This is a genomic window from Paenibacillus sp. F411 (assembly GCF_017582705.1).
Taxonomy (GTDB): Bacteria; Bacillota; Bacilli; order Paenibacillales; family Paenibacillaceae; genus Paenibacillus_AQ; species Paenibacillus_AQ algicola.
Window position 1 is genome coordinate 261,293 of the sequence record NZ_JAGFIP010000001.1, and the last position, 22,826, is coordinate 284,118.

Here is a 22,826-nt window from a genome sequence, read left to right on the forward strand (position 1 = left end):
AACAGGCAGGTAATGCTATGGCTCCACAACGACCGAGCGCTTTCGATGCAAAAATGAAAAGTCTGCTGGGAGATGACTTCGAACAATTTCAGAGCTCGTATAACGATACGCCTCTTGGGGGTCTCCGTGTCAATACATTGAAGATTAGCCGGGAGGCATTTCAGAAGCAGTCTCCATTCGCTCTGACCCCGATTCCGTGGTGTGAGACCGGCTTTTATACAGGGGAAGGCGTGCGTCCCGGCCTGCATCCCTATTACCATGCCGGGATGTATTACATTCAGGAGCCGAGCGCCATGGCGCCGGTAGAGCTGTTGAATGTAGAGCCTGGTGACCGCGTGCTGGATTTATGCGCCGCGCCTGGCGGAAAATCTACGCAGATTGCAGCCAAGCTGGCAGGGAGGGGACATCTGGTCACCAATGATCTGCACCCCGAACGAACGAAAGCGCTGGCCAAAAATATAGAGCTCTATGGCGTGCGCAATGCGGTTGTACTGAATGAAGCGCCAGAGGCCATTGCGGCTTCATTTCCTGAATATTTTAACAAAATACTGATCGACGCTCCCTGCTCCGGCGAAGGCATGTTCCGCAAGGATGAGGATATGCTGAGGCATTGGACGGAGGATTCTCCACGGAAGTATGCCGCCATGCAGAAGGAGATTCTGGAATCGGCAGCCCGTATGCTGGCTCCGGGCGGAACGATGGTATACTCTACCTGCACCTTTTCTCCCGAAGAGAATGAAGGAATGATTGCCGTCTTTCTGAAGCACCACCCTGAATTTTCCCTTCTCTCCAAAGCAGGGACAGAAGCCCCCTGGTTCTCCGAGGGAGAAAGTCAGTGGCTTTCAGAGCATGGCCTGGAAGAAGCCGGTCCCGATGCGGCGGGCGATGCTGCATGGATGGCAGAAATCTCGAAGACCTTGCGGCTGTGGCCGCACCGTGTCAAAGGGGAGGGACATTTTATGGCTGTGCTAAGCAAGGAGTTACCGGAGATGGCGGGAGCTTCGCACCGTGAGGAAGGATACCGTCTTTCCTTGCCAGTGACGGGGATCTCCAAGGGGCAGCTATCCATGACGCTTCAGGCTGGAGGAGAGCGCCGCCAGAAACGGCTGGAGTCTATCCACGCTAGTACCAGGCCGGAGGCTAAGCATCGGCGCGGAGCAAGCGCAGGCATGGACCCAGGAGGAAGACGAGGCTTCAAGGGTGGACGCGGGTCAGAGCGAGTGCTGAAGCAGGACACGGGAACGGAGATCGGGCGGGAAGAGGCCGAGGGTCTGCTCCAGCGCTTTATTTCTGACAACCTCAGCTGGGAGGAATATCACGGTTATTTAAGGCTTCACGGACAGCATCTGTATCTCTCCCCGCTTCCTGAGGAGCGGCTGCAGGGACTGAAGGTGGTGCGCGCTGGCTGGTATGTGGGCAGTGTCAAGCATGGACGGTTTCAGCCATCCCACCCGTTGGCTGCGGCTTTGCAGCCGGAGGAAGCACGCCGAGTTATTAACCTGACCTCAGACAGCGGAGAAGCGGTTAGGTATTTGAAGGGGGAAACGCTGGAAATAGCAGCCGGTCGGGTGCACAGCCCTGACTTCTCGTCAGATGAGCCAAAGGGATATGTCCTGGTCACGATTGACGGCTGCTCGGCTGGCTGGGGAAAATGGCAGTCCGGCATCCTGAAGAACGAATATCCGGCAGCATGGAGGTGGACATCTGCATGAGCTCCAAGCAGAACAGCAAAGGCAAAGGCACGGGCAAGGGCAAATCAACGCAGCGCCTGGACAAGGTGTTGTCCAATATGGGCTGGGGCTCCCGAGCCGACATCAAAAAAATGGTCAAGCAAGGCATGATTGTCGTCAACAACGCTGCGGTCAAGGACCCTGGCATGCAGGTCGATCCGCATAGGGATATCCTTGAAGTACAGGGCGAACGGGTTCATTACCGCGAGTACATGTATCTGATGATGAACAAGCCGCAGGGTGTAATCTCTGCCACGGAGGACAAGCGTGACAAGACTGTCATCGACCTCTTGAGCCAGGATGACCGCTGGCTGCAGCCGTTCCCGGTAGGAAGGCTGGATAAGGATACAGTGGGACTCCTGCTGATTACGAATGATGGGCAGCTCGCCCATGAGCTGCTCTCACCCAAGAAGCATGTGCCCAAGACCTACGAGGCCTATGTACAGGGGAATGTGGATGAAGAGGATGTGATCCGGTTCAGAGAAGGTGTTACGCTGGATGACGGGTATACCACGCTGCCGGCAGAGCTGAAGATTCTGTCCCGGGAAGATGAGGCTGATGGGGTGAAAAGCCATATTTCCCTGACTATTCATGAAGGGAAGTTCCACCAGGTCAAGCGCATGTTTGAGGCCGTCGGTAAGAAGGTCGTGTACTTGAAGCGAATTTCTATGGGCAGCCTCCGTCTGGACGAAGCGCTTGCCCTTGGCACCTACCGGGAGCTGACCTCTGCAGAGCTGGAGCTGCTGGGACGAGCTCAGGACTAAGCCTGCGTTTTGCAGTACAGTCTGCAAAGCTCTTGGCAAACCGGCGGCTTCCCTATAACATGGAACGTAAAAAGAGATATTATGACGTGAAAAAGGATGGGATGAGAGTATGGCATATAAGCTAGTGGCACTGGACGTGGACGGTACGCTGTTAAACGATAACCATGTGATGACCGAGCAGACCATGCAGACGGTCATGGAGGCGTCCCGGCAGGGGATAGAAATTGTACTCTGCACCGGCCGCGGACCGCAGAACACGATCCCTTTTTTGGAAGAGATGGGCTTGAAGGGATATGTAATCAGTCACAACGGTGCGGCAACGGTGGAGGTAGAGAGTCGGAAGGTTGTCCATCAGTTCGCCCTGGATCATCACGCCCTGAAGCCATACATGGAGCACTGCCGTCAGCAGGGAATACACTTTGATATTAATACGCCATTTGGCATGTACGTGGACCAGGTGGAGGCTTTGGCAGGTCCTGTCCGCTATATGTATGAGAAATATCTGATGATGCCTTCCAATCTGCCCGCCTGGGAAGAGCTGGATGGACCTGTTGTAAAGTTCACTGCGTTCGGAGAAAGCAAGGATATGGATGCCCTGTTCCAGGCGTGGAGCCAGTGGACACCGGTGTACAATATGCTGCGCAGCGGTGAGTATTTCATTGATTTGATGCAGGAGGAAGCCTCTAAAGGAAACGCGCTCAAGCTGCTCGCGGAGCAAAGAGGCTACAAACGGGAGGAAATTCTCGCGATCGGAAATTATTATAACGATGTGACGATGCTGAGCTATGCCGGCTTGGGCATTGCCATGGATAATTCGCCGGTGGATGTCAAGGCTGCGGCAGATGAGATCACTCTGTCCAACAATGAGGATGGGGTTCATGCCGCGCTTCTTAAGCATTGTCTCGTATAGTATGGACAAAGTATAAATAGAAACGTAAAGAGACCGCCTGTCGGCAGCATAAGGGAGAATGCCAGACCCCTCATCGCCCCAAAGAACGGTCTCTTTGTGTTTCATGTGAACGTATGATTAAGCCATCTCGCTGTCTCTACTCCGGGAGCCAGGCTTACCCTTCTAACTCCAGGGGAGCACCGCCCGCCGTCCGCGAACGGCTGTGGAGCGTGCGGAAATCCGTGACCTGATTCTTGCCGGAGGCTTTAGAGTGATACATGGCCTGGTCCGCCTGCTTCATCAGCGCTTCACCGGTTACTCCCTTGCGAAGAGAGCTATATCCGACGCTGACGGTGACGATCGTCTCTTCTTCGATGCGCCGGCGGATCTTTTCCGCAACGAGAGAACCTTTACTGCCCCGGCTCACCACCAGAGCTACGAGCTCCTCGCCTCCATACCTGCCGGCCAAGCCGCGTCCTTCAAGCTCTTCCTCCAAAATACAGGCCGCCTGCTTCAATACTTCATCCGCGCGGGCATGGCCCTGCGTATCATTCAGCTTCTTGAAGTTGTCAATATCGCAGAAGATCGCCGCCACCTTCACTCCCTGAGATACATAGCGCTCGAGGTGCTTCATGAAGTATCGCCGATTGTACAAACCCGTCAAGCCATCTGTAATAGAGGAGCGGTAGATTGACTGCATCTGTTCAATCATTCGCTGAAACAGCATCAAGAAGATGACGCTATAAAATAGCAACGGAAGACCGGACAGCAGATCCAGCAGAGGCAGCATGTCCGGGTTAGCGTCGATGTAAGAGTGAAATCCGTGCACTCCAGCCCAGACGGCGTACCCGCTGAGCCCGAGCATGTATCTGCGCCGCTGGCGAATGTAAGGGGCGACAAATAGGAAGGAGCCAGCAATGACAGCCCATTCCAATACATCATAGAACAGGACTGAAGCGAATGAATCAGGCGGGGCCTGCAGCAGCACCGGAATTAGCAGCAGTGTACCGCATATAAAGATAAATCCGTAGTACAGCCGGCGCATCCGATGGTAAAGAAGCAGCACGGCGAGGTTCAGCAGAACCAGGGAAAACAGCTGCAGCGGGCGATAGACATCCTGTGTATGTAACAGCGGCTCGCCGGATAATAACAGATGGATGTTCAGTCCTTCATATGTCATAATAAAAAAGAAAGCCGCCGCCATCAGCAAATAAGCCTGCTTTCGCTGTCTTAGGTACATCAGTGTACACATGATCAGCACCATGAGCGAAGCGTAGGCAATGCAGAATGTGGTGAGGCCGGAGAACGGAAGGTTACTCCAGAAAGCCGAAGGATCCATCAATACGAAACACTCCTGAAGGGATATTTTTCCTGAAATCATTCGTATTCATCGTATCACAACCTGCGGCTGCCTAAAAGAGAGAGATTTGCAGAAAGGGGAGCATGCTCCATGAAATTGCTACAAGCGTTATTCTTCCCTCCTGAACAGCCAGGAGGCGTCTCCTCCATGATCCCATATCTTCAGGAGCGCTTTCATTCCGCCAGATGGGAGATGGAATTGTTCTGGCTTCCCAAGAGAATCCGCAATAAAGGGCAGGAGGAGCCCGTGTTTCGTACCTTTGACTGGCGTGAGTTTGGTGAGAGCCTCATTGTCCAAAAATATATTCAGACCTACATGGATTACATATGGTGGGCCCGCCTGCGGATTCTCAAGCCGTACGACCTGATTCATGCACATCATCCCATTGCCGGAATGGCCATGAAGACCGTTTTTCCCGACGTACCCCTGGTGCAGACGGTGCATTCCAGCTATGAACGGGAGCTTATTCTAAACGGACGGATTCAGGAAAATGGACTGGAGCACCGGTTTCTAACGTCACTGTATCGGGAGCTGGAGGTTGTCAGCGAACAGGTGCTGACGGTTTCCCGTTCCTTTGCTCACTACATGGCGCCATATGTGCAGGAGCCGGAGCGCATTGGCGTCATCTATAACGGATTTGATGAGAAGCGCTTCAAGCCTGTCCCGCATGAAAATATTGTTCCACAGCTGATCACGGTATGCCGGCTCGTTCCGGCGAAGGGACTGGATACTTTGCTGTACGCCTGTGCAGAGCTCAAGCGCAAGGGCTATGATTATGTGCTTCATATTATAGGGGATGGCCCCTGCCGGGAGGAGCTTGAGCACCTGGCTAAGGAGCTGGACATCTATCAGGAGACGATTTTTTACGGATATACGCTGCATCCGGAGGAGTTTATGCCCTTCTTCGATATTTTCGTGCTTCCATCGCGGGCAGAGGCCTTTGGATCTGTATTTGCTGAAGCAGCGCTCAGCTGCCTGGCTCTGATCGGAAGCGATGTGGGGGGGATTGCAGAGCAGATTGAAGACGGTGTAAACGGTCTGCTCGTGCCTCCGGGGGATGCTGCCGCACTCAGCATTGCGCTGGAAAAGGTAATTTCTGACCCGCTCTTTCGATATGAGCTCGCCCGTTCAGCCTGGGATAAGGCCAAGAATCATTATTCTCTGTCCAAATCCGTCAATGAGCTGAAGAAGCTCTATTTGAAGCACGGAGCTACGCTGTAAGCTACAGCTTCCGGCTGGCCGACAGGCCAAAGAGGGATAGACGCGCTGCCCAGAACAGACAGAGGATGCCAAAGAGCGGGTACAGGATAGAGAGCAGCGAGCTAAAGCCAAACTGACTCATCAGATAACAAATAATCATAATGGTGAGTGTGATCAGCCTTGGGTGCAGCGTCGTGCGCTGCTGAAGCTGCAGCGTAATGCCATATATATTAGCGACAAATGTGCTGAATATTTCAAGGAAGATCAGGATCACATACACGATTTGTACGTACCAGCCCAGCTGCTGGGCAATGCTTCCCATCGGAATTTCGAATTGGCTGATGCCCGGCATTCGGGCAGATAACGCAAAATGTGCCGAGATCAGCATCAGGCCGATGCCAGTTCCGCCGAGTATGCCTCCAAAGCGTACTACCTTCGTGCTGCCGGTCTGGCTGCCCAAAGGAACGAGCACGGGCATAGCCATAACCAGGTTGAACGCGGTATACAGCAGTGGCGCCAGCCAGACGCTGGGCAGGCTGTGGTCACCTGTCATCGTTATAAAACGGTCCGCACCCGGCAGTGTGGCTGTCTTCGTAACGATCAGAAGCGACATCATAAGCATCATCGGTACGACCAGGCTGTTCATGTACAGGATGGATGACATGCCCCGGCGCAGAATAAGGAAGGACCCGGCAATGGTGATGAGCAGTCCGGTCTGGTAATGGAAGTGAAGGTTCTCCATAAACACAGAGCCTGCACCCGCAAGCATGATGCTGTTCACGCCAATGAGGATGATGAGCATGATCAGACTGATCATGCTTCCGAAGCGCTCTCCGAACAAATGCCGGTTAAGGTCCTCATAAGAGGCGGCTCCGATGGCTCTGGAGAGGGTCATCATTTTGGAGCCGAGAAAGATAAACAATACGGTCGACAGAAGGATCGTAAAGACGGCGAGATAGCCGTACTGCGTAAAGAACTGAAGAATCTCCCGTCCTGTGGCAAAGCCTGCTCCGACGATGGTTCCGATATATGTAAAAGCGATTTGAAGCACACGCACCTGTTTGTTCACGTTGCCAGCCCTCCGTTTCCTGTCAATACAGCTTTAGTACAGGGTATGCCCGTCCCCGGCAGGACATGACTATGGAGGGCTCAGCAGGCTATCGGGATTTACAGACTTGCCGGATGCTCTTGAAATGTGGTAATTTTACGACAAAGGTTATTGGCGTGGGAGGTCAGGATATGGAGTGGTTGAAGCAGCGGGTTCTACAGGAAGCTGTCGTATTATCAGATCAGGTGATTAAGCTGGACGCATTATTGACGCATCAGGTGGATCCTTCCCTGATTATGGAGATGGGTAAGGCTTTTGCTGCCCGGTTTCGGGATCAGGGTGTGACCCGGGTTGTGACCTTGGAGTCCTCCGGAATCTCCGTTGCCTTTGCAGCAGCGCTTGCGTTGGAAGTGCCCATGGTGTTTGCCCGGCGGAAGAAGACGCTGCTGGCGGACCCCGATGCGCTGTGCGAACGAGTGCCTTCCTTCACGAAAGGCATTGTGACAGACATTATGATGTCCCGCCAGTTTATTAGTAAAGAAGACAGGGTATTATTTATTGATGATATTATCGCGAATGGGGATGCCGCCCGCGGCCTGATCAAGATTATTGAGCGGGCAGGAGCAGAGCTGGTCGGATTGGGCGTTGTCATCGAGAAGAGCTTTCAGGCAGGGGCGAGAACCCTGAGAGAGCAGGGCATTCAAGTGGAGCCGCTGCTTCAGATCAAGTCGCTGGAAGGCGGCAGAATCACCTTCGTGGATGAATAAACTTTATGGAAATTTTGTGAAACCTGTGCCTAAAATAGCAACTATGCCTTTCCTGTGCGGGGTTTTTATTTTATAATGTAGGAGCAGGAAAGAGAGAGGAGGCAACAACATGGGGAAAGAGCCGGTAACTGAAACTTACTTGATCGAGAAGCTGAGCGGAGCGAAGGTTCACTTTGAACGGGCGCTGGATTGCAAGCACACCGAATTCGATGACCTTTATCCCTATATGATCGAACATCCTCAGTTCTTTTGGTATAAGCGTTATGTAGCCTGGTCTGAGCTTCTGACGATTGCTGGCATGTGTGAAGAGCTTTCTTATAACTGGAGAGAGCAGTTTACAGAGCAGCAGGTGGAATATGTAGAGAAGCGGGTTATGTCATCCACAGTCCTTGATTTCTGGTTTGAGAAGAATGACAGCATCGAGCCTGCTCAGCGCTAAGGCGTATGTGCGTGCGTGAGTGAATGCTCCGCACAAGGCTGATGTTTCCATATGATGCTTTATTGTTGAAGGCTGCCTGCGGGATGACATTCATCCTGCGGGGGCCTTTTTAATCATGAGAAAGGAGGGCCTGTATGATTAACGACGAGCAGTTAAATGAGCTGCGTTTGTCCGGGGAACGAGTGCGTGTCGTTCGAGATGGTCTGGAAAGCAATGATGTGAGCGGGATTGTAGTCGCCTGGGATGAAGAGCATGTTATTATCCGCCGCAGGAACCGCCGGGTGGTCAAGCTTAGCCGCGGCTACAGCTATCAGCTTCATAGCGAACCGCGCATTAGTCCACTGGATGCCTAGCATAGATTTCTGCCATCGGGACAACCTAGACGGGAGAAGTTAAGCTACAGTGAGGTGGAATAAATCGATGGAATTTCACAGTGATAAGGTCAATGCCTACAAACATGAAATCCACAATCTGAAAACAGCCATGCCGGCCATTGCAGAGTCTTATCATCACTTCACCGGGGTCTGCTTTCAGGATGGGGAGCTGGATGAAAAAACAAAGCAGCTGATCGCGCTGGGGATCGCCATGTTCGCGAACAACGAGCTTTGTACGTATTACCATATGGAAGAGGCAAGGTCGAAAGGGGCTAGTGATGCCCAGATTATGGAGGCTGCTGCCGTGGCCTCGGCTGCCAGTGCAGGACATGCTATGTCACAGGGCTTGATGAGAGTTCAGGCCAATCTGCAATAGCGCAGAGTGACCAATCTTCTCAAGGTGCAAGCACGCCAAGGAACCGTCTGTATTGCAGCCCTGCTGCCTGTCAGGCGGTTCTTTACGTATATCTATATGCTAATGCACTTCAAGGCAAGGGACAGGCAGGCGCAGCAGAAATTTCGGCTTCCGCCTGCGGCGCTTCAGGAAGATGCAGGCCAAGGTAAGCCCGCATGCGGGACATGACCTCCTGCTGGAAACAGGGCCACAGAATTTGAAGAGTACCGATATATCCCCGGCAAGCATAACGGGCCTGAACACCGTCAGCACTTCGGGTGATTTCGATGATCTTGATTGTACGGGTAGCAAATTGGAGCTTGATTTCCTTTAGCATTAGAGCGGTCTTCTTGGCGCCATTGCCGACGAGCTCCACATAAAGCTCGGGGGTCTTAAAGACGCCGCTCTCCTGAATAATCCGGCAGTCCCGTTCAAACACGCGGTGCGTGAATCGAAGCAGCATATAGCTCCTGATCAGTGAACGGTCTTCAGTACTCATTCCCGATACAGCCATGACGATCACCTCAAATGTAGGATTAAAGTACGAACTTATGTTCTTATTTTAACCGAAAGTCTGAGATTTAATCAAGCTTTTAAAAGGTGTTGACACGATATAGCTAGCATGATAAGATATATCTTGTCGCCGCGATATGGATCATGATGGTGACACAAACACAATTTGCGGTCGTGGCGGAATTGGCAGACGCGCACGGTTCAGGTCCGTGTGGGCTAACCCCCGTGGAGGTTCGAGTCCTCTCGACCGCATCACCTTAACAATTAACGAGCTCTTGGAATTGTCCTTGCGACGATTCAGGAGCTTTTTGCATAATTGGGATTTGCAAGGTGCTGCTCATGACCTGTACAGATGAAACATTTGAACTGTGATCTAGAAGTGCATAGATGTTTGCTGTCGTGGATAATGGCTTGAGCACAAGAGGAAAGTGCTGAGTGATTTTCCAGGTTTGATTCGATCACCTAGCGAGAAATTGTGAAATGCACTTTGAGCTACACACCAAGTAGGAACAAAAAATGTCGGAAGCAGGTCCCTAAATAGCTGGAACATGCTCCGACACTATGTCTCGGTCGTCAGCCTTTTAGTTTGTTATTAACATTTTTTTAAGAATTGTTGAATTAGCTCACTGATCTCTTTAGCATGTGTTTCGAGAGCAAAATGCCCAGTATCAAGTAAATGGACTTCCGCAGATGGAATATCACGCTTATAAGCCTCAGCTCCAGCAGCGAGGAAGGCAGGATCATTTTTACCCCATACAGCTAAAAGTTTAGGTTGATACTTACGGAAATAAGCCTGAAAGTAAGGATAAATATCCACATTGGTTCTATAATCAAGAATCAAGTCCAGTTGGATTTCTTCAGCTTCTGGGCGCGACATGAAAGCAATATCCAAGGAATACCCGTCTGGTGAAACAAGGCTGGCCTCAGCTCCATGTAGATACTGAAAGTTACGTATGGTCTCAGGGGTCAAGGAATTGCGACATGCTTCACGATTTTCAGGTGTCGGAGAGTGCCAATACGTCTCCCAGGATCCCCACGCGTCACTAAATCCCTCAGTATAAGCGTTACCATTCTGACTAATAATTGCTTGAACTCTTTCCGGGTGAGCCACTGCCAAACGATAACCAACAGGCGCACCGTAATCAAACACATAAAGTACATACTGTTTGAGACCTAAAGCTTCAGTAAAACCTTCAATAACTTGGAACAGACTGTTAAATGTGAAGTTAAATTGACTGCGGGGCGGAGTTATTGTATGACCGAATCCAGGGAGATCAGGGGCAATGACACGGTATTGTTCTGCCAGTTTGGGAATTAGGTCGCGAAACATATGACTTGAAGATGGAAACCCGTGTAATAATAAAATAACTTGACCGTCTTTAGGGCCGGCTTCGCGATAAAAAACTTCGACATCTCCAACGATTTGCTGATGATAACTAATCTTCATTTATTAAAGTAATCGTATAATAAAAGCATATATTTTACTAACGAATAAATTGAATATCTGCTATTTCGAATTGAAATATAGAAAGGTGATCGATGTGATAGATTTACTAGAAGGTCGTTTTTTTTCTGGCGTTTATTGCTTTGCTTGAAGAAAAAAGTTTCAGTCGAGCTGCGGATCGCTCGGGTTATGTTCAGTCCACTGTAACCACTCATATCCAACAGTTAGAAAAAATTAGCGGACAAAAATTGTTTCATCGATATCCCCGAGGGATAGAACCTACGGAAGCGGGAAAGATATTTGCCAAATATGCTTATCAGTATGTTCACTTAAGTCAATCCCTTAAAGAAAGTATGAATGAACTGGATCAGCCATGCGGAACAATACGTATTAGAACACAGGAATCCTTTTTTCTTACACGAATGCTTCCCTTTGTTCAGGAATACACGAGAAACTCTCCGAACGTAAATTTGCGTATTGAACAAGGGTCGCATCGAGACATCCTAAAAGGTATATTGGATTATGAGCTAGATTTTGGAATTGTTCCTCAAAATCCGAATCGGCATGATATTCTTTTTTATCCAATTATGGATGAGACCATTGTTTTTGCTGCGTCTGAGGATATAGCTCGGAGGGTGGAAAACGCGGGAGTCCACATTCTAAATGACGAGCTTTTTATAAGTAACGGTACCTCTTGTTTGTATCATACGACTGCTGTAGATGTTTTGAATAATGCCGGGATTATCGTTAAAGATGCGTTAGAGCTACCAAGTCTTGAGATGATAAAACAATATGTAAGCTGTGGAAAAGGTTTTGCCTTAGTCCCTGAAATAGCTATCAGCAACGAACTAAAGACTGGTACACTAAAGCTACTTCCTTTTAGTTCCACGATGAGTTTTTCGCATGGTCTAATTGTTCATAAAAATCGTGAGCTTAGTTTTACTGCAAAAAGTTTTCAATCTGACCTCCTGTGTTTTTTTAATGGAAAAAGGGGATAAGAACAGCCTTAAAAAGCTGTATCATCTTAATGCAGATGAAGTTCAGAATGAATCGAACGTGGAAGCGAATGAAATGGCCGTGATCAATGTGAAACCAGAGAATCAAACGGAAAGCGTTAAAGGGATTTTCTAAAGGAGTCTATATCTCTGTAAATGGTATTCGCCGAGTAACCTTTTGGGTGTTCACGGGTATGATAATTGAAAATGGTAACCAACCTCAGGGCCCTCCTGCAAAGGATAACCCTGAAGTTTGCCGTTTCAGACAGTACGGAGAACCGTATCATCGGTAGTGGTAAAGAAGAAGATGAGCTACCCGCGACTGTCGAAAAAGCCGAATCAAATAGGCTGCTGCGTGTTTCTGGGGGGCACAGATAAAGGGGAGGGCCGGTTCAGTTTCTTGTAGTATTCGACTATACAGCACAGCATGGACAGCTCCCAGAAAAGTGATTAACTAGGCTTACCGGAGGCTAGGGTCGTTTTTCGTTCTTTCTGCCAGCTTCGTAATTGATTCAATGTCTTGCTCGGTTAATTGATCCAAAAAATACTTGCGTATTGCCATTGAGACGATGGGCAGAGCTTCATCTAAAGCAGCTTTTCCGGCAGAAGTAATGATGACCTGGACACCTCGTTCGGTATCTAATGGACTTCTTATAACAAGGCCCCGTTTTTCCATTCGCGACAAATGATGGGATAATCTGCTCTTATCCCAGTTCATCGAGTCGGCTAGTTCCTGTTGGCGAAGCTTGCCATCTCCAAATTGGACTAGCCGGTCTAATATTCCAAAGTCTCCTTCTGATAGTCCTGTATGTTCAGAAAGCTCCTTAACGACGCGACCGAAAATTCGCTTAAAGGAGCCTTTCCACATATTCCATATTTTCATTTCATCTTCGATTATTTTGTTAGTATCCATGAAAGTATAATATCATTGTTGACATGTCAACCACAAGGTAGTAATCTACACTTAGGTTGACACGTCAACTTGAGAGGAAACTGGCGACTTTAAAGTTGAAGTATCAACCTTAATTTGCAATACAAAATTGAGCATTAAATCCACTAGAAAGGGGAGACGGCCGCGAAGAGCGTCGGAGCAGATTCCCGCATCCTCCAACTCGACGTTACAAATCAGGATTCGATCTCCGCCGCGGCAGAGTACATCCGCAGCGAACTCAGTCGGCTCGATGTGCTTGTGAACAATGCGGGTATATCGCACACGGGTCAGCCGGGCAGGGCTCTCGAGGAGGTCGGGAAGTCAGGGCGCCCATTAAGGTCAATGCGGTATGCCCGGGCTTCACCGCGACGGATCTCAACAACTTTGAGGGCACAGGCACCGTCGAGCAAGCCGCGCGACATCCCATGCGCCTTGCGCTCCTCGACGGGGACGGTCCGACGGGTACATTCTCAAACGAAAGACGCCAACTCCCGTGGTGATGTAGTCTCGAGCCACTGGCACACCGAGATAGGTGTAGACAATGTGAAGGCTTGGATAAAATATACTTAAGGAGTGTATTAACAAATGGAATATGTAAAACTTGGACGCAGCGGCTTGGATGTTTCGCGGTTAAGCCTTGGAACCATGAGCTTTGGGGTCCCTGAACGCGGCAATACCCCATGGTCTCTGGATGAGGAGCAAAGCAGACCGATTATTAAGAAGGCGCTCGAATCAGGCATCAACTTTTTCAGTACGGCCAACATGTATTCCGACGGAACAAGTGAAGAAATTCTCGGTCGTGCCTTAAAGGAATTTGCACATCGGGACGAAGTCGTCATAGCAACAAAGGTATTTGTTCCGATGCGCAAAGGTCCCAATGCAATGGGACTTTCCCGTAAAGCTATCATGATCGAAATTGATAACAGCCTAAGACGACTCGGAACAGACTATGTCGATTTATACCAGATTCATCGATGGGATCCTAATACGCCAATTGAGGAGACCATGGAGGCTCTTCACGCTTTAGTTAAGGCGGGCAAGGTCAGATACATTGGTGCATCCTCCATGCTGGCATGGCAGTTTGCGAAAGCTCAGCATGTCGCAGAGCGCAACGGTTGGACACGGTTCGTTTCCATGGAAAATCGATTAAACCTGCTCTATCGGGAAGAAGAACGAGAAATGCTCCCCCTTTGCAGTGACGAGGGAGTTGGCGTTACTCCTTACCTGCCTTTGGCAGCAGGCCGGTTAACACGGGATTGGAATGAGCAGACCGCGCGATCAGAGAAGGACCAGGTAGCAAAGGCATTGTTTAGTAAAACGGAAGAGGCAGATCGCAAAGTCGCTGAAAGAGTTAGAGAAATTGCTGCTAACCGGGGAATTTCGCGTGCGCAAATTGCACTCGCGTGGTTGCTACAAAAAGAAGAGGTTACCGCGCCGATTGTGGGTTCGACGAAAATCAGCCATCTGGAAGATGCGGTTTCAGCGTTGTCGGTTAAATTGACTTCTGAAGAAATTACCCGTTTAGAAGAACTTTATATACCACATCCACTAGTATAAACTGTTGGCACAACAACTTTACTCCAGGAACGGCTTCACCTGGCGCCGGTTTTAGTACACAGAATTCTAGGCGCTGATGGCGAAGGTGATGCAGCCTTGATTCCCTTACTCATCCTTGGCTTACTCATCCAAAATCCCGACGCTCACGGCTATGAATTGCTGGCCTTAATGGAAAAACGCCATTACAAATACGTACGGCACCCAATCGGAATATGTGAACCTGCAATTGTATGGGGCGCTGCTCTTTGCTGATAAATTCGACAAAAACAAATTGCTGGAACTGATCCAATCGCAAATAGGCCAGACTAAACCCCGAATAGTCCTCCTTGATGAATACCCGTGCAATACACAAGAACTTCCCGGCACAATCGATTACTACCGCCGAATGAACGAAAATTCCCGTTCCTATCACTTGGTCTTGGTTAACTCCTTTTTAGCAATAAGAAATACAACCGCCTTTGTAAAAAAAGGCGGTCTATTACGCTATCTTACTTCAAATGAGAATGTAATTGTGTTGGCGATCGAATATTACTGGAACTTGCATAACAGAAAATCAGCGTCTGAGATTATCGCAGAATGACGGAAAAGATGGTGGAATGTGTAGATACGGTATCATTTGGTTTTACTTGGCGATATCCTTCTGTTTTGCGCGAATAGCGGTCGCGCCTATCCGAAGCCCGACCGTCCCTGCTGCGCCGACCGCGGTAGTCGAGTTAGTGACCGTGTGCTACGGCGCTAATTTCAATCAATTGCTCAGGGAACGCAAGATATGTCACGCCGATGAGACTGCCGGCAGGTCGGTGTTGTCCTACGTATTCCTTGAACAGACGGATGACCGGCTCGGAATGTTCTTGAGCGTTTGTCAAATAGATCTCCACATAAGCGAGGTTCGACCTCGTGACATCAAATCCCGCCAGCAAGCGATCCATATTTTCCAGAGTTTGCTGGGTCTGTGCCACGATATCGCCTTCGCCAAGTAACGTGCCAGCTGTGTCGTGGGAAAATTGTCCTGAAATGTAGATCGTTCCGTTTACGGAGTATCCCTGGGATATTCCGTGATCCCAAAGATCGTGATTGTAGGTTTTGACAATAGTCATTTTTTTCTCTCCTTTACTTAAATTAAGGTTAGTATAGAATGAAAGTACATAAAAAAAATAGTACGCACTTTATTGATAGGTACTATCAGAAAGGATAGTGTACATATGAGTATGGAGGAATACAAAGGTAAAGTTAAAAATATTAAAGATACACCTTTTGGTTATACATTATCAGTTATTGGTGGTAAATGGAAAATGGTTATCATTTACCTCCTAGCAGAAAACCAATCGGTTCGTTTTAATGATCTGAAAAGACAGATAGGAGCTATTACTTATAAAACATTGAGTTCACAACTTAAAGAATTGGAAGCAGATGGTATGGTGAAACGAAAAGAGTATCCTCAAATTCCCCCTAAAGTCGAGTACAGTCTCACAGATAAAGCGGAAACACTATTACCCGTTTTGGAAGAGTTATGTGAATGGGGAGCAAAAAATCAAAAGGCATGACGACCAGATTCATGAGGCCAGCCGTTTCGTGGTTTTGGTCGATCTTCATCATTCGCCGTCTGATGCCGCCTTTTCTGCTCGCTGCCGGGTGAGCGCGTTTTATGTTCCGCATTCTTTTTTTTTGCCGTAAAGCTATTCAAAATGTAGCCTGCGTTTCTTCACCGCCAGGTACATAAAGGGTCTTTCCGCTGGACATGTTAATTCAAATCCGGATGGGTGCACGTGGAAGGAGATGCAGGTGATGAACAAGCTTATATTGTGGTTATGGATTCTTGGAATGTTAAGCTGGACAGGTACTGTGGGGGTGAGTGCGGAGGGCTTCTTGCAGGGTGAGGAAGAAATGCTTCGGCCTGGAAAGGTGTCCATTATTATCGACGATTTTGGCAGCGGCCAGAAGGGGACCGAGGAGATGCTGCAGCTTCCGGTCAAGATCACGGCAGCGGTGATGCCGTTTCTGAGCACAAGCCGTGAAGATGCGGAACGCGCCCATGCAGCGGGTCATGATGTCATCATTCATATGCCGATGGAGCCCAGGCAAGGCAAGGCAAGCTGGCTAGGTCCGGGAGCCATCACGACCAGCATGAGTCATCAGGAGATTCGTCAGACGCTGGAGGCAGCCATACAGGGGGTTCCGCATGCTGTCGGCATGAACAATCATATGGGCTCCAGGATTACCGGAGATGAACGGATCATGTCGGTGGTGCTGGAGGTTTGCCGGGAGCATGGGTTGTTTTTTGTGGACAGTAAAACGAATTACCGCTCGGTCGCCGGACGGCTGGCTGTTGAAAAGGGGCTGCCGGATATAAGCAACCATCTTTTTCTGGATGATATCCATACCAAAGCGCATGTTGTCAAGCAGCTCAAGCTGGCTTCTGAATATGGTGCTAAGCATCAATACTGTGTCACCATCGGACATGTCGGGATTGACGGGCTCATTACGGCCGAGGGGCTGAGTGACAGCGTTGCAGAGCTTCAGCGGCAAGGAGTCGAATTTATCGGCATCTCACAGCTCGTGCTGGAGAGCACCGGCTGGAGCAGAGATGTATTGCCGGTAAGGTAGAAGAGAGAACAAAAGAAAGCAGCAGCACAGAATGAAGTTCTGCGCTGCTGCATGGATTATCGAATGCGTGACTCTGTCAGCTTGAACTGGCTCACGAGCTGCTGCATGGAATGGGCGATGGCCTCCACGCTGCCCGAGGTGTGCCGGACACTCTGAATGTCGGAGGTTAAAGCCTGCATTTTGTGCTCGACATCCTTGGAGATCTTGCGGTTCTCTTTGCTTACTAGAGCGATTTTCTCCATCAGGCTGACCACCTCGTCCACCGCCTGGTGCTTCCGTTGATCCTCGGCCGCCGCTGAAGAGAGCAGCTCAGAGGCTGCGGCAACCAGGCGTGTTCCTTCACGGATGACACGGCTTCCGTCTTCCATTGAGCGGAAGGCTTTCTCGGTGTCCTGGTAAATATGCCGGATAATCTCATTCACCTCGTCCGTGGATTTGCTCGTGAGCTCGGCTAGCTTGCGTATTTCCGAGGCGACGACAGCAAAGCCCTGTCCATGCTCGCCTACCCGTGCAGCTTCAATGGATGCATTTAGCGCAAGGAGCTGCGTCTGTGAAGAGATTTGCTCAATGGCATGCAGTACATTTCGAATTTCCTGAACCGTTTCCACGAAAGCGCGGATGCTCTGATTGCTCTCTTCCACTCGGGTGGAGATATGAGACATCTTGTCGCCGATGCCCCGAACCTCGCTGCGTGCCACTTCGATCTGCTCGTGAGCCTGACGTTCCAGCTCCAGCAAAACTTCCTTCATATTCTCGGTGCTCTCTCGGGCAATATCAATGTCCTGCAGCTGCATCCGCATGCTGCGAATCATCTCATGTACATTCCCGCTTACCCTTTCTGCGGAGGTAACGGTCAGTGAGGTAGTATCCTGCATCGTCTGCTGGCTGGCGGAAACGTCGCTGGCTGTCCATTTGACCTGCATCATAATTCCTTCCAGCGAGTCGATCATATTATTGATCCATTTGGCCAGCTCCCGTGTTTCATCTTGAAAATGCCCGGGGTCCAGCCGCTGAGTCAGATCACCCCGTCCTTCGGCGTTCATACGAATGAAGCGGGTCAAATCAGACATTTGGTCACTTACGCGGCTAATTTCACGGGATCGGAGCCATAAGAAGCTTACCAATCCGAAGATCAGGCAAAGGGCTCCGCCGCTGAAGGCCGTGATGAGAGGAGAAGTAAAGGAGGCAGCCGCAAACAATATGCCGAACACTAGTGTCGCAAGGACAAGAGATGACATAAGCTGGGACTTGAACATCCGAAAGCCAAGGCTGCGAATCCGGTATACCTCTTCGAAGTCTCCTTCACACATCATGCCCCATACATCCGGACAATGCGGGAGCTGAAAGGTGACTCCCTTACCGATCACGGGAATATGCCGATAGTCGGGATATCCGGGATAAGCCACAAATAAATTACTCCCGTTCTGTATCGTTCCGGCCACACCGGGATGCAGACTGCCTGTGGCGGGATCACTGAATATAAGCTCCAGCTCTGTGTGGTGCTTAACTGTGACCGTCCCGTATTCCGTGTGAACGCCGTCCTTCAGGTTCTCTCCGTGTGTAAAGGTCCGATCCTCGAAACGGCTGCGTGATAATGCGGTACCAGGAAGAATCTGCTTATGATAGCTGGGCTTCGCCATAAATATGTAATTATCTCCGGAGTCAGGATAGACATGACCCGATTCACGCTGGATCAGGTCTCCGATGACGTCATTCGGTACTCTGCCGCATATCATTCCGGTACATGTCCCTTCATGCAGCATGACCTGAATGAACAGCAGCGTCATGGCGTCGTGAAAAGAAGAGCTTCTCGCTCCCAGCCCCTGCGTCCTGGAATCTGCGTAAGGACCTAGCAGCATCCGGCCTTCAGCCGTATTCTGCGCATACTGAACAGCGTCCCCGATAAAGCTTCCTGCAGCATAACAAGTGCCAATATGATCCGCATGCGTGGAGTATTGCACTTGTCCCTGAGGGTCCAGTATAAACAGCTCTGTAAAATCGGCCGCCCGGGTATAGACCTGTCCCAACAAAGAGCTCCAGTGCTCGGGCTTGCTATGGCCGCTCCTGGCATTCGCGGTTGCATCGGAAGCCGTAAAGGATTCTTGCATCACGTGCTGCAGACGCTCCAGATGCCCCCAGTACTCTGTCGTCCAGGACATCAGCAAATCCTTGCGGTTCTCCGCAATGCCCTCAAAAATGTGCTCGACATCCTTCTGCATGTGGCGGTTTAAGCGCCAGGATCTCCATAACGGAAAGCCTTCCTTTACTCTCAGTCCCTCAAACATGGTGATCTCCCCCTGATCCCGATGGTACTTTTTATGATCCTATATGTTAGTTATACTACCATAAATTTTGGGAAATAAAAGAGAGAATTCAGGGAAAAATCACGAATTTCATTATAAAATGTCATAATAAATCACATAAAATCATTTTTAGGCACACATAATGGATTTGTATAACAAAACCATGTATGAATAACCAATTATTCATACATGGTTAGATAGCTGATAATGCCTTTAACTATCGCCTCCGAAATTTCAACCTGCCCTTTCCGGCTGGTCAGCTTTTGGCGGTCTGATGGATGGCTGATAAATCCGGTTTCGACAATGACAGCGGGAACCTCGGACAGCTTCAGCAGGTAAAAGGGCTTGCCGACTGTAAAGGTGTGCTGAAGCTGGTAGAGCTCATTAAATTGCCGCTGAATACAGCCGGCTAGCAGCGTGCTGCGGCCCTCAGGCTGATGGAGAACGATCCCGCCGCTTCTGGAGCTGTTCTTGGCCCAATTCACATGGATGCTGACAATCATCGCGGTCGGAATTTCATGGCTCAGCTGCTTTCGCTGGGACAGATCCCGCTGATGCCTGGAGCGGCTGGCATGCCAGCGATTATCGTCGCTAAGCGCATAATCCTGATCCCGGTTCAGTACCGCAGGGATTCCTTCACTGCGAAGCAGCATATACAATCTTCGGGAAATGGCGAGATTGATATCTTTTTCCAATAAACCTTGGAATGAGGTGCCGCCGTCGATCCCTCCGTGTCCGACATCAATAAGCACCGCACGGTGCATGAACGGATGCTGCTGTATTTGGCTGCTGCTGTCTTCGGAAGAATGAGGCTGCTTTAAAGTTTTTGAAGTTTGAGGCGATGAAGCCCAGCAGTCTGACGGCAGCAGTCCCAGCAGTACAACAAGAGCCGCCCACAGGCTCAGAAGAGCTTTTAGATTGAATTTACGCATTCAAGGAGCACCTGCCTTCCTTCATAATCATCTGCTCCTAGGATGCGCATTATCCGGTATATCATGCCTTAAAGGTCTAGAATGGAGGCGTTCCGTGCATCCTGTAGAAGAAAGAACACGCTTTATTCTCAAGGAGGAGGTGTCATAATGGCCAGTAGTGATGATTTAATAAAATATATTACACAGCGCGTCGTCAGCTATATGGGAACGCCCAAAGAAGAACGGCGCAGAAGGATGGCGAAGGAGCCCTGGAGCACCCGCTGGTTCGGGATGCTGCCATTTTCAATGTCTCTTTGGAAAGAGGATGTGGTGGAAAAAACCCGCAAGCGCCGGCGTCGCTAACGTCCAGGCTAAAGTGATCTGCTGCCGGAGTTGGCGCTTTGAGATGGCTAGTCAGGGACTGCCCAAGCTTAGTGAAGGTACGGTCCCTTGAGCCTGAACATAGAATTGTCCATGTCCGATCAGAATTTCAGAAGGCAAATAGCGTTGAAGCCGGATGCCATGATGAGAAGCAGCTATGTACATCATCACTTGATTGTCACGGGACCATAGCTGTGAGCCCGTCAATGACAGCGGCCCAGCGAGAAGAGGATTCAGCTTCCCGGCGTCAAAGATAACGGCGCTGCGGCTTTGTGCAATTAGCAGCGGCTGGAGCGACTCTGCGGTCACTATGCGCCTTGGTGTACCTAGCTTCCATAGCAAATTACTATAGGGATCAGGTGAGCCCTTGCCCAGTGCAGCTGCTGCCGGAGCCCATGACGAGGCAGAAGAGACTAAGCCTGCGGCGATGGAGATATGACCGTCTTCGTTTGTGACTCCAGTAAGAGCCTTACTGGTGAATGCCGTATTAGGCAGCAGATCGCCTGTAATGCCGTGGATATACAGGGAAGGGCTGCCAGCTGAAGAGATTCTCCAGAAAGGGCTGGAGGGATCATAAAAGGTTTCCACGGTAAGGGATGTTCCTTGATTCATCCTGGGATCCATGGGCAGGCTGAGTCCCAGAGCAGTCAATGCATCTTCCAGTTGGTTCAGGCTGTAGGGCAGATCACTTCCGATGCCGTATTCACTCAGCATGTAGCCGCCTTCTTCGTCTGCGGTAATGATAAGATATCCAATCGGCACCTGCGCTTCCTGAAGCATGACCAGCCAGCTATGGGTGCCAGGCCCCAGCGGAACGTAATCAGCGCTGGCTTCTGTCCAGCCTGTGAACGGCGGATGCTGCGAGAGCTGCTCAATGCTTTCGCGAGCGAAGCTCTCCACGGCAGAAGGCACGCCGAGGGAAAGGGCGGCCTGATTGATGAAGGTGCTGAGTCTCTTAGGTGAAAGGACTTGAGTTCTAGCACACGGTTGAAGCCCGGGCTTAATGACAGCCGGGGCTTCCTTGGCATGTCCTGCAGGTGCCGCGCACAAGCTGAGGGAGAGCAGGGCGCATATGGCTCTGATGACAGAGCTTTGTAATAGAAACGAAAGGATGGGCACGGGCTACACCGCCTTTTTCAATATACGCTTCATTGTAGGGGACAAGCCCTGAAAAGACTGCTGCATCGTGTCGGTGGACATGCGGCAAAAGCAGGTGTGATTTTGGCTAAATGTAGCGAGAAGGCTCAGGAGGGCGCATGAACCGGCGAATGCAGATGAAACAAACCGCAGGTGATGGCGGACAGCGAGATTTTGGGCTCATACTGCCACTGCATCTCACTGCGCCGAGCCTCATGCTGCTCCTGAATGAGTCTTTGCTTCTCCTCATCCGGCTCCTTCAGGAGCTCCTCGTAATAGCTGTCCACGATCCGCAGCTCCTCTGCAAGCCTGACCTCCGCCTGGGAGGCCCAGCTGTAATCCCTCTCGCTCAGCTGCTCCAGCAGATGCTGCTCCAGCAGCTCCGCTCCTTCAGCAAGGGACAGCACCGCTGGACGTATATGCACATACTCCGGCAGCCGTGGAGATAAGCTTCGCTCCTGCAGCTGCGTGTCAAACTGGGAGACAATCTGTTTTCGGGACAAAGAAATGGCCACATAGTGCAGCTCTTCCCGCTTGAGGTCACAGCTGAACTCTACCTTGAAGCAGACGCCCAGCCATTGCTCCAATGCCGCGGATCTGGTCTTGGGCCTGGCCTCCGGCTCCGGCTCCTCAAACAGATACAGATACTGCCCTTCCTCGCGCGCAGCCTGCCAGATTTGCTGCAGACGGCGGCTGCCGAAGGTCACATCCTCCCGCTGGATTCGCCCCGGCCCCAGCACGGGAAGCATAGGAACAGGAGCACTTCCGTAATAGCGGGACAGTAAAGGGTCTTGAGTAAGAGCAGCAGAGGCTCCAGAGCCAGAAGTCTGATCAGCGCGGGCTTTGGCTTCAAGCTGTGCTTCGTAAGCTTCGGGATCAAACACAAAGGTGAAGGATAATGTCTCGGCCGGCGCACCGGTTCGCTCGATAAAGCCCCAATAATAGGGGCGGTTCGTCAGCATTTTATCCGCCTGAGGGGACAGCTTTACGGTTACATGCTGGGGAGACCGCTCCAGCACCTTACACTGTGTAGCATCTAAATATACGGAAACATGCTGCTGAATCTGCTGCGGGGACAGGCTCAT

25 protein-coding genes, 1 tRNA gene and 1 pseudogene are annotated in these 22,826 nt (G+C 50.4%); 17 read left to right on the top strand and 10 right to left on the bottom strand.

Going from position 1 to position 22,826, the window contains the following annotated elements:
- Positions 1-17: 17 nt before the first annotated feature.
- The 3 genes from JJQ72_RS01170 to JJQ72_RS01180 all read left to right on the top strand — a co-directional run bounded on the left by JJQ72_RS01170 (position 18) and on the right by JJQ72_RS01180 (position 3,404).
- Positions 18-1,712: an RsmB/NOP family class I SAM-dependent RNA methyltransferase gene (locus JJQ72_RS01170; protein ID WP_208202452.1), complete on the top strand. Its 1,695-nt coding sequence runs from the start codon at positions 18-20 to the stop codon at positions 1,710-1,712.
- The gene (locus tag JJQ72_RS01175) at positions 1,709-2,494 is read left to right on the top strand and encodes a pseudouridine synthase (protein WP_208202453.1); all 786 of its coding nucleotides are present in this window, start codon (positions 1,709-1,711) and stop codon (positions 2,492-2,494) included. Before JJQ72_RS01170 ends, JJQ72_RS01175 begins: the two co-directional genes overlap by 4 nt.
- Before the next feature lie 109 nt (positions 2,495-2,603).
- Positions 2,604-3,404 carry a Cof-type HAD-IIB family hydrolase gene (locus tag JJQ72_RS01180; RefSeq protein WP_138226323.1) on the top strand — a complete coding sequence of 267 codons (801 nt, stop codon included), beginning with the start codon at positions 2,604-2,606 and terminating at the stop codon, positions 3,402-3,404.
- 154 nt (positions 3,405-3,558) lie between these two features.
- On the opposite strand, the gene JJQ72_RS01185 is transcribed toward JJQ72_RS01180, so the two are convergent.
- Positions 3,559-4,722 (bottom strand): GGDEF domain-containing protein, encoded by a 1,164-nt coding sequence (locus JJQ72_RS01185; protein ID WP_243895820.1) that lies wholly within the window; start codon positions 4,720-4,722, stop codon positions 3,559-3,561.
- 111 nt (positions 4,723-4,833) lie between these two features.
- On the opposite strand from JJQ72_RS01185, the gene JJQ72_RS01190 reads away from it, so the two are divergent.
- Entirely contained in the window at positions 4,834-5,964 is a 1,131-nt protein-coding gene (locus JJQ72_RS01190; protein ID WP_208202454.1) for a glycosyltransferase family 4 protein, read from the top strand.
- A gap of 1 nt (position 5,965) precedes the next feature.
- Here JJQ72_RS01190 and JJQ72_RS01195 read toward each other — a convergent pair whose 3' ends face one another.
- Positions 5,966-7,012: a YkvI family membrane protein gene (locus JJQ72_RS01195; protein WP_208202455.1), complete on the bottom strand. Its 1,047-nt coding sequence runs from the start codon at positions 7,010-7,012 to the stop codon at positions 5,966-5,968.
- Between the two features lie 170 nt (positions 7,013-7,182).
- Here JJQ72_RS01195 and JJQ72_RS01200 point away from each other — a divergent pair, with 170 nt between their 5' ends.
- The 4 genes from JJQ72_RS01200 (at position 7,183) to JJQ72_RS01215 (ending at position 8,947) form a co-directional block, all read left to right on the top strand.
- Positions 7,183-7,758 carry a xanthine phosphoribosyltransferase gene (locus tag JJQ72_RS01200; protein ID WP_138226320.1) on the top strand — a complete coding sequence of 192 codons (576 nt, stop codon included), beginning with the start codon at positions 7,183-7,185 and terminating at the stop codon, positions 7,756-7,758.
- Between the two features lie 109 nt (positions 7,759-7,867).
- Positions 7,868-8,197: a hypothetical protein gene (locus JJQ72_RS01205; RefSeq protein WP_138226319.1), complete on the top strand. Its 330-nt coding sequence runs from the start codon at positions 7,868-7,870 to the stop codon at positions 8,195-8,197.
- Positions 8,198-8,331: 134 nt separating this feature from the next.
- Positions 8,332-8,550, top strand: a complete 219-nt coding sequence (locus JJQ72_RS01210) for a hypothetical protein (protein ID WP_138226318.1) — start codon at positions 8,332-8,334, stop codon at positions 8,548-8,550.
- Positions 8,551-8,617: 67 nt separating this feature from the next.
- Positions 8,618-8,947 carry a carboxymuconolactone decarboxylase family protein gene (locus tag JJQ72_RS01215; RefSeq protein ID WP_208202456.1) on the top strand — a complete coding sequence of 110 codons (330 nt, stop codon included), beginning with the start codon at positions 8,618-8,620 and terminating at the stop codon, positions 8,945-8,947.
- A gap of 109 nt (positions 8,948-9,056) precedes the next feature.
- Here JJQ72_RS01215 and JJQ72_RS01220 read toward each other — a convergent pair whose 3' ends face one another.
- Complete coding sequence (locus JJQ72_RS01220; RefSeq protein ID WP_208202457.1) at positions 9,057-9,479, bottom strand: YhjD family protein; 423 nt, start codon at positions 9,477-9,479, stop codon at positions 9,057-9,059.
- Between the two features lie 167 nt (positions 9,480-9,646).
- On the opposite strand from JJQ72_RS01220, the gene JJQ72_RS01225 reads away from it, so the two are divergent.
- A tRNA-Leu gene (locus tag JJQ72_RS01225) sits at positions 9,647-9,730 on the top strand.
- Positions 9,731-10,070: 340 nt separating this feature from the next.
- Here JJQ72_RS01225 and JJQ72_RS01230 read toward each other — a convergent pair.
- Positions 10,071-10,925 (bottom strand): alpha/beta fold hydrolase, encoded by an 855-nt coding sequence (locus tag JJQ72_RS01230; protein ID WP_208202458.1) that lies wholly within the window; start codon positions 10,923-10,925, stop codon positions 10,071-10,073.
- A gap of 140 nt (positions 10,926-11,065) precedes the next feature.
- Between JJQ72_RS01230 and JJQ72_RS01235 the strand changes: the two genes are divergently transcribed.
- Together JJQ72_RS01235 and JJQ72_RS20780 are read left to right on the top strand one after the other, a co-directional pair.
- Positions 11,066-11,920: a LysR family transcriptional regulator gene (locus JJQ72_RS01235; RefSeq protein WP_347880704.1), complete on the top strand. Its 855-nt coding sequence runs from the start codon at positions 11,066-11,068 to the stop codon at positions 11,918-11,920.
- Positions 11,904-12,053 carry a DUF4358 domain-containing protein gene (locus JJQ72_RS20780; RefSeq protein ID WP_481856808.1) on the top strand — a complete coding sequence of 50 codons (150 nt, stop codon included), beginning with the start codon at positions 11,904-11,906 and terminating at the stop codon, positions 12,051-12,053. Before JJQ72_RS01235 ends, JJQ72_RS20780 begins: the two co-directional genes overlap by 17 nt.
- Before the next feature lie 324 nt (positions 12,054-12,377).
- Here JJQ72_RS20780 and JJQ72_RS01240 read toward each other — a convergent pair whose 3' ends face one another.
- Positions 12,378-12,830 (bottom strand): MarR family winged helix-turn-helix transcriptional regulator, encoded by a 453-nt coding sequence (locus tag JJQ72_RS01240; RefSeq protein WP_138226312.1) that lies wholly within the window; start codon positions 12,828-12,830, stop codon positions 12,378-12,380.
- 189 nt (positions 12,831-13,019) lie between these two features.
- On the opposite strand from JJQ72_RS01240, the gene JJQ72_RS01245 reads away from it, so the two are divergent.
- The 3 genes and pseudogenes from JJQ72_RS01245 to JJQ72_RS01255 all read left to right on the top strand — a co-directional run.
- The gene (locus tag JJQ72_RS01245) at positions 13,020-13,418 is read left to right on the top strand and encodes an SDR family NAD(P)-dependent oxidoreductase (RefSeq protein WP_347880714.1); all 399 of its coding nucleotides are present in this window, start codon (positions 13,020-13,022) and stop codon (positions 13,416-13,418) included.
- 15 nt (positions 13,419-13,433) lie between these two features.
- Entirely contained in the window at positions 13,434-14,405 is a 972-nt protein-coding gene (locus JJQ72_RS01250) for an aldo/keto reductase (protein ID WP_138226311.1), read from the top strand.
- A 96-nt stretch (positions 14,406-14,501) separates the two neighbouring features.
- A pseudogene (locus JJQ72_RS01255) lies at positions 14,502-14,838 on the top strand (PadR family transcriptional regulator); the annotation flags it as partial.
- Positions 14,839-15,118: 280 nt separating this feature from the next.
- On the opposite strand, the gene JJQ72_RS01260 reads toward JJQ72_RS01255, so the two are convergent.
- A complete protein-coding gene (locus JJQ72_RS01260; protein WP_208202459.1) occupies positions 15,119-15,502 on the bottom strand; it encodes a RidA family protein in 384 nt (127 codons plus the stop codon).
- 105 nt (positions 15,503-15,607) lie between these two features.
- Here JJQ72_RS01260 and JJQ72_RS01265 point away from each other — a divergent pair, with 105 nt between their 5' ends.
- Together JJQ72_RS01265 and JJQ72_RS01270 are read left to right on the top strand one after the other, a co-directional pair.
- On the top strand, positions 15,608-15,949 hold the full coding sequence (locus tag JJQ72_RS01265) for a winged helix-turn-helix transcriptional regulator (protein ID WP_138226309.1): 342 nt from the start codon (positions 15,608-15,610) through the stop codon (positions 15,947-15,949).
- A gap of 241 nt (positions 15,950-16,190) precedes the next feature.
- Complete coding sequence (locus JJQ72_RS01270) at positions 16,191-17,009, top strand: divergent polysaccharide deacetylase family protein (RefSeq protein WP_243895789.1); 819 nt, start codon at positions 16,191-16,193, stop codon at positions 17,007-17,009.
- A gap of 56 nt (positions 17,010-17,065) precedes the next feature.
- On the opposite strand, the gene JJQ72_RS01275 is transcribed toward JJQ72_RS01270, so the two are convergent.
- Complete coding sequence (locus JJQ72_RS01275; protein WP_208202461.1) at positions 17,066-19,294, bottom strand: methyl-accepting chemotaxis protein; 2,229 nt, start codon at positions 19,292-19,294, stop codon at positions 17,066-17,068.
- 197 nt (positions 19,295-19,491) lie between these two features.
- Complete coding sequence (locus tag JJQ72_RS01280) at positions 19,492-20,244, bottom strand: N-acetylmuramoyl-L-alanine amidase (RefSeq protein ID WP_208202462.1); 753 nt, start codon at positions 20,242-20,244, stop codon at positions 19,492-19,494.
- 147 nt (positions 20,245-20,391) lie between these two features.
- Between JJQ72_RS01280 and JJQ72_RS01285 the strand changes: the two genes are divergently transcribed.
- Complete coding sequence (locus JJQ72_RS01285) at positions 20,392-20,586, top strand: YqzE family protein (protein WP_138226305.1); 195 nt, start codon at positions 20,392-20,394, stop codon at positions 20,584-20,586.
- 51 nt (positions 20,587-20,637) lie between these two features.
- On the opposite strand, the gene JJQ72_RS01290 is transcribed toward JJQ72_RS01285, so the two are convergent.
- Positions 20,638-21,723: a hypothetical protein gene (locus JJQ72_RS01290; RefSeq protein ID WP_208202463.1), complete on the bottom strand. Its 1,086-nt coding sequence runs from the start codon at positions 21,721-21,723 to the stop codon at positions 20,638-20,640.
- 125 nt (positions 21,724-21,848) lie between these two features.
- Entirely contained in the window at positions 21,849-22,826 is a 978-nt protein-coding gene (locus JJQ72_RS01295) for a YqhG family protein (protein WP_208202464.1), read from the bottom strand.